This is a genomic window from Campylobacter sp. TTU-622 (assembly GCF_016598965.1).
GTDB lineage: Bacteria > Campylobacterota > Campylobacteria > Campylobacterales > Campylobacteraceae > Campylobacter_D.
Genome location: NZ_JAENKR010000010.1, coordinates 21501 through 27891 on the forward strand (window position 1 = coordinate 21501; position 6391 = coordinate 27891).

Consider the following 6391-nt stretch of genomic DNA (forward strand, 5'->3'; position numbering starts at 1 on the left):
TAATGAATCAAAAAATTATTGTAGATCCAATTACAAGAATTGAAGGACATTTAAGAGTTGAGGTTGTTGTTGATGAAAACAATATAGTAAAAGAAGCTTATGCGGGTTCAACCTTATGGCGCGGTATTGAGGTTATTGTTAAAGGACGTGATCCAAGAGATGCTGGTTTTATGACCCAAAGAATTTGTGGAGTTTGCACCTTTTCTCATTATAAGGCAGGAATTGTTGCTGTTGAAAATGCTTTAGGGATTACTCCTCCGCTTAATGCTTTGCTTACTAGAACTTTAATGAATGCTGCTTTATTTTTACATGATCATATAGTTCATTTTTATCAACTTCATGGTCTTGATTGGGCTGATGTTGTAAGTGCTTTAAGTGCTGATGTAAAAAAAGCTAGTGATATTGCATTTGATTATACTTCTAATCCTTATGCAACAGGAGCAGATAAACTTTTAGAAGTACAACAAAGACTTAAAACTTTTGTTGATAAAGGAAATTTAGGTCCTTTTGCTAATGCTTATTATGGACATCCAACTTATCGTCTAAGCCCAGAACAAAATCTTATAGTGCTTTCTCATTATCTTGAGTGCTTAAGAATACAAAGAACAATTGCTCAGTGTATGGCTATTTTTGGTGCTAAAAATCCGCATCCTCAAAGTTTAACCGTAGGGGGAGTAACTTGTGTAATGGATTTATCATCTCCTTCTAGAATGGGTGAATATATGAGTAAATTTCAAGAAGTTGCAGATTTTGTTAATCGTGCTTATTATCCTGATCTTGTTATGGCAGCTAAGGCTTATGCAAATGAAGCAAGTGTCTTAAATGATGTAGGTGTTTCAAATCTTTATACTTTTAAAGAATTTCAACTTGGAAGAAATGAATGGCTTTTTGAAAGTGGTATTATTAAAAATGGTGATTTAAGTAAGGTTTATGAAGTTGATGAGGATAAGATTACAGAAGAAGCAACTCACTCTTGGTACGCAGATAATGAAGCTTTGCATCCTTATGATGGAAAAACTAATCCAAATTATACAGGTCTAATAGATGGTGAAAGCATAGATCACAAAGGAAATAAGGTATCTTCTAAAGTATTTGATACTAAAGGTAAATATAGCTGGATTAAAGCACCAAGATATGATGGAGAACCTATGCAAGTAGGACCTTTAGCAAATATTGTAATTAATTATGCTAAAGGCAATAAAAATGTTATTCCTATTGTAGATGAATTTTTAAAAGAAACAGGACTTCCTTTAAATGCTATATTTAGCACGCTTGGAAGAACAGCAGCTCGTTGTTTAGAAGCAAAAATAGTAGCAAATAATGCTTTAAGAGCTTTTGATAATTTGGTAGAAAATTTAAAGATAGATCAAAGTACTTGTGCTCCATATGTAATTGATAATTCTAAAGAATATAAAGGTCATTATATGGGACATGTACCTCGTGGAGCATTAAGTCATTGGTGTCGTATTAAAAATGGAGTAATTGAAAATTGGCAAGCGGTAGTTCCATCAACTTGGAATGCAAGTCCAAAAGATGCCAAAGGAGTAGGTGGAAGCTATGAACAATGTTTAATAGGCTTAAAAATTGCTGATGTAAAGCAGCCACTTGAAATTATTAGAAAAATTCATTCTTATGATCCTTGTATTGCTTGTGCTGTTCATGTTATGGATACAAAAGGTAATAATTTAAGTGAATATAAAGTCAATGTAAATTTATAGGAGGCTTTTATGTTTAATCAAAATTTTAAAGATGATAAACTTCGAAAAGCAGAATATGAATTTAGTATAGGCTTACGTTTAACACATTGGATTCGTGCTATTGCTATTGTGATTTTAGTAGGAACAGGGTATTATTTATCTTATGTATTTCAAAGTCCTATTAGCAATGGTGAGCCTATTAATTTTATGCAAGCAAAATATCGCTTAGTGCATCAAGCAGTAGGCTTTATTTTGATCGCTTGTATTATTTTTAAAATATATTTATTTTTTTGCGATAAGGTAAGTGCTAAAGAACGTAAAAGTATATGGGATATTTTTAATATTAAGTTATGGATAGAACAAATAAAATTTTATATTTTTTTAGGAAAACATCCCCATTTACAAGGAGTTTATAATCCTTTGCAATTTGTGACTTATTTTTTGTTTTATCTTGTAATATTAGGTATTATTTTAACTGGACTTATTCTTTATACTCATACTTATCACGAGGGTTTAGGTGGAATTTTATATAATATATTAAGACCGCTTGAAGCTGCAATGGGTGGTTTAGCTGATGTAAGGACTTATCATAGAATTTTAATGTGGGTGATTATAATTTTTGCTCCAGTGCATATTTATATGGCAATTTTCAATGCAATAAAAGGCAAAGATGGTGCTATGGATGCTATCGTTAGTGGATATAAATTTGTAAAAGAAAAACATTGAAATTTCTTATTTTAGGTATTGGCAATATTATGTTTGCAGATGAAGGCTTAGGCGTTCATCTTTGCAAACTACTTGAAAAAAATTATGAGTTTTCCCATCCAAAAGAATATATTTTAGATTTTATTGATGGAGGAACTTTGGCTTTGCAATTGAGTTATATTATTGCCAAATATGATAAAGTAATTATTCTTGATTGTATTGAAGCTGATGATTCAAATATCGGAGAAGTATTTTTTTTCCCTTATGATGCTATGCCCAATAAAATTAAATGGAGCGGAAGTGCTCATGAAGTTGAAATGCTTCAAACTTTGCAATATATGGAACTTTTAGGGGATTTACCTGAAACTAAAATTTTAGCCTGCGTTCCAAAAAGGATAGAGCAGATGAGTTTTAAGATTTCAGATGAAATAATCAAAAGCACTCAAGTTATGGAAAAAATTCTATTAGAATTTTTAAAAGAACAAGGATTTTCTTATATTAAAAAAGCAAATTATTCTTTACAAGAATTAGCTTATATTTCTTATAAAAATTAAAATCTTGATTTTATCAATCAAGATAATGAGTTATTTGTTCTTCTTTAAGTATGCGGATAAGATTGCTTGATCCTTCTACTCCAGTTGGAAAACCTGCAGTTAATATATAACATTTACTTTTATCTATAAAACCTTTTTGAACACTTGATCGTATGGAATCTTTTAATAAGGTATTAAGATTTTCACTTTTATTAACTAAAATGGCAGGATGAACTCCCCATACAATACTTAAAAAATTTAAAGTTTTTTCAGAATGAGCTATAGCAATAATTGGCATATTTGGTCTATATCTTGCCATTTTAATTGCTGATTTTCCACTACTAGTTAATGCAAATATAGCATCTACTTTTAAATCTTTTGCTAAATGGGCACTTGATTGCATTATTTTATCTGTGTCATCCTTATAATCAAAAGTGTTAAATTTATTATAGGGATAAGTTTTTTCTATTTCTATAATAGTTTTACTCATAATATCAACAGCATTAACAGGATCTATTCCTACAGCACTTTCTTCACTTAGCATGACAGCGTCTGTTCCATCTAAAACTGCATTAGCAACATCTGAAATTTCAGCTCTTGTAGCCGTTTTGCTTTTAGCAAGAGAAAAAAGCATTTGTGTTGCTGTAATTACAGGTTTACTTGCATTATTGGCTTTTTGAATGATTCTTTTTTGTATATTTGGAACTTTATAATAAGGAACCTCTATCCCAAGATCTCCTCTAGCTACCATAATTCCATCGCTTGAATCTATAATTTCATCTATATTTTCTACAGCATCAAATTTTTCTATTTTAGCAAAAATAGCTATTTTTGAGTTGTTATCTTTTAAAATTTTCTTTACTTCTTTAATATCGTGAGCATTTTGAACAAAAGAAATGGCTAAAAAATCTACTTCATTTTCTATGCCCCAAAATAAATCCTCTTTATCTTTGCGTGTAATAACATCAATATTTATTTTAGTATTCGGAAAATTAATTCCTTTATTTGAATTTAAAAATCCATCATTTTCAACTATGGTTTGTATATATTTTTTTTCAATGCAAGAGACTTTAACTCGAATACTTCCATCATAAAGATAAATATAATCATCAATTTTTAACATATCAAGAATTTCTGGGTGATTTATACTAATTTTATAATGTTTATCATTAATTTTTTCTCCAAGAATTTCTTCTTTATAAAAATCAAGTCTATCATCTTTTTTAAGATTGAAAGCCTCTTTTAATTCTTTAGTTCTAATTTTGGGTCCACTAATATCTTGAAGAATTCCAACTCTTATATTAAGTTCTTGACTAACTTTTCTAATTGTTATTAAATTTTTTTTGTGATATTCATGGTTGCCGTGTGAAAAATTTAGTCTAAAAACATTGACTCCTTTAATAATCATTTGGCGTAAAGTATTTTCATCTTCGCTTGCTGGACCTATCGTTGCAACAATTTTTGTTTTTTTTATCATAGATATCCTTTTAATTTAATAATTCCGAATTTAATTTATCTTCATCAAGATATGTTCCTAAATACTCACATATTATTTTTATATCTCTTTGAGCATTGTATAAGCAACTTGTTGCACCTGGGCTTGGAGTCATATTAAAAATTATACCTGGTATATCATTAATACTTGACTCTCCTAACATAAGTTCTTCTTTATTTTTATCAACGACTTGCGGACGAATTCCACCAAAACCTTTAGCATAAAAAATATCATCAGTTTTAAGTGAAGGGATAATTTTTCTTATATCTTTAGCAAATACTTTTTTATTAATAAAAGGGATTTCAAAAAGATAATTATAAAATATATAATTACGAATTGTTGGATCTTTTAACATTTTTATACATACTTTTAAAACAGTTTTATCTAACTTTAAAGCTTCAAAAAATTCAGGAACAGATTTTAAACCTTTATAACGTTCCAATTTTGGTATAACAAGAGCGGTTGGTCCAAAACGTGTATTCATATCTGCCATTAAATCTGGATCCCCGTGAAGTGCTGCAAAAGGAAGTTTTGGGTTTTGAACGGTATAAACTTTTCCATTTAAAAGTCTTTTTTTTGTCAAATAAAAACTTCCAGCGACTGGCCAACAAGATTTATCAAGACCTAAATTCATTTTATGTGCTAGATATAAAGAATGAGCTCCTGCATTTACAACTACAAATTTAGCTCTATATTCTTTAAAATCAGAACTTCTTGCAATAAAGATATCATCTTTTTTTTCTATATGGACAATTTCTTGATTAAAAATCACAGCAGTATTTTTATTTTGTTTTTGAGCTTGCTCAATGAGGCTGTAGCTCATTTTTTCAAAATCAACAGTTGTGAAAATTTCATCTTTTTCAACCCCAATGGCTAAGATATTTTCTTTTCTTGTATTAACTCCATCAGGTCCTAAAGCAACTTTTGGTTCGATTTTTTTTATTTTATCTTTATCAAATAGCTTAATATAAGGATAAAGTTCTTTAAATTCTTCATAGCGTTTTTTTATAAAGTCACATTCAGTATCTCCTACACCTAGAACCATTTTTTGATGAGAAAACATAAATTTATTTTGTGCATTTTGCAATAGACCATATTTTATAATCATATCAGCACTAATTTTTACTTTTTTTGCCTTTTCCAAAGTGTAATTTGTTTCAATATCGCCACAATGTATAGTTTGAGAATTACTTGTGCTTTTGCTATTTAAACTAGCTGGTACATTATATTTTTCTACTAAAGCAATATTTTTAATATTTGTATATTTTGCAATTTGATGAAATAATGCTGCACCAGAGATCCCAGCTCCAATAATTAATACGTCAAATTCCTGATTCACTTTCTTCCTTGTTTTTTTTGGATAAGTTTAGTAAAAGTTTAATTTAATTTATTTTATAAATAAATTAAATAAAATAATAATATATTATTAAGAGAGTATTTTTGTAACATTAACTAGATAATAAGCTAGGATTTTCTTGAAGTACTTTTTTCATTCCTCTAAAAATTAAAAGTTTATCATAGATTGAAAATTCAAAAAAATTAGCAAGAAATTGCCCATCTCCGCCGGTAAAATAAATTTTTTTATTTTTGGCAACATCTTTGATAAGCAAATAAATCCCTTTGAATACGCCATAACTTAAGGCATCCATTGTTTTTTGTGGAAAAGCATCAAAACTTACTTGAGTATTTAATTCGCATTTTAATCTTGGAGAAATATGCGAAAAGATTTTGCGAAAGTTAGCAATTCCTGGCAAAATAAAACCACCCAAGTGAATAGAATTTGAAACAATATCAACACTTATTGCACTCCCTGCATCAACTACTACCCCATCTGTTATAGTATAACAAGCAGAAATCCTATCGACCCCTAAACCTTGATATATGGTATCAAAAGAGAAGTAAGGTTCAAGATCTATAAAGTGTGGCGAAGATTTAAGATGTTCTTTTATTTGTTCATTGAC

6 protein-coding genes are annotated in these 6391 nt (G+C 29.2%); 3 read left to right on the plus strand and 3 right to left on the minus strand.

Annotated features, from left to right (window positions below):
- Window positions 1-2: 2 nt before the first annotated feature.
- The 3 genes from JG677_RS02235 to JG677_RS02245 are packed head-to-tail and all read left to right on the plus strand — an operon-like array spanning window position 3 to window position 2956.
- On the plus strand, window positions 3-1718 hold the full coding sequence (locus JG677_RS02235) for a nickel-dependent hydrogenase large subunit (RefSeq protein WP_200284921.1): 1716 nt from the start codon (window positions 3-5) through the stop codon (window positions 1716-1718).
- A 9-nt stretch (window positions 1719-1727) separates the two neighbouring features.
- On the plus strand, window positions 1728-2423 hold the full coding sequence (gene cybH, locus JG677_RS02240; protein WP_200284923.1) for a Ni/Fe-hydrogenase, b-type cytochrome subunit: 696 nt from the start codon (window positions 1728-1730) through the stop codon (window positions 2421-2423).
- Window positions 2420-2956 carry a HyaD/HybD family hydrogenase maturation endopeptidase gene (locus tag JG677_RS02245; protein ID WP_200170100.1) on the plus strand — a complete coding sequence of 179 codons (537 nt, stop codon included), beginning with the start codon at window positions 2420-2422 and terminating at the stop codon, window positions 2954-2956. The genes cybH and JG677_RS02245 overlap by 4 nt, the downstream gene beginning before the upstream one ends.
- Window positions 2957-2969: 13 nt before the next feature.
- Here JG677_RS02245 and pyk read toward each other — a convergent pair whose 3' ends face one another.
- The 3 genes from pyk to JG677_RS02260 form a co-directional block, all read right to left on the minus strand.
- On the minus strand, window positions 2970-4412 hold the full coding sequence (pyk, locus tag JG677_RS02250; RefSeq protein WP_200284925.1) for a pyruvate kinase: 1443 nt from the start codon (window positions 4410-4412) through the stop codon (window positions 2970-2972).
- 10 nt (window positions 4413-4422) lie between these two features.
- On the minus strand, window positions 4423-5769 hold the full coding sequence (locus tag JG677_RS02255; protein WP_200217391.1) for an FAD-dependent oxidoreductase: 1347 nt from the start codon (window positions 5767-5769) through the stop codon (window positions 4423-4425).
- Window positions 5770-5878: 109 nt separating this feature from the next.
- On the minus strand, window positions 5879-6391 hold a 513-nt coding region (locus JG677_RS02260), incomplete at its 5' end, for a type III pantothenate kinase (RefSeq protein ID WP_200284927.1).

Coding starts and splice junctions, on each gene's coding strand:
- cybH (WP_200284923.1), top strand. CDS start 1,728: ATGTTTAATCAAAATTTTAAAGATGATAAACTTCGAAAAGCAGAATAT.
- JG677_RS02235 (WP_200284921.1), top strand. CDS start 3: ATGAATCAAAAAATTATTGTAGATCCAATTACAAGAATTGAAGGACAT.
- pyk (WP_200284925.1), bottom strand. CDS start 4,412: ATGATAAAAAAAACAAAAATTGTTGCAACGATAGGTCCAGCAAGCGAA.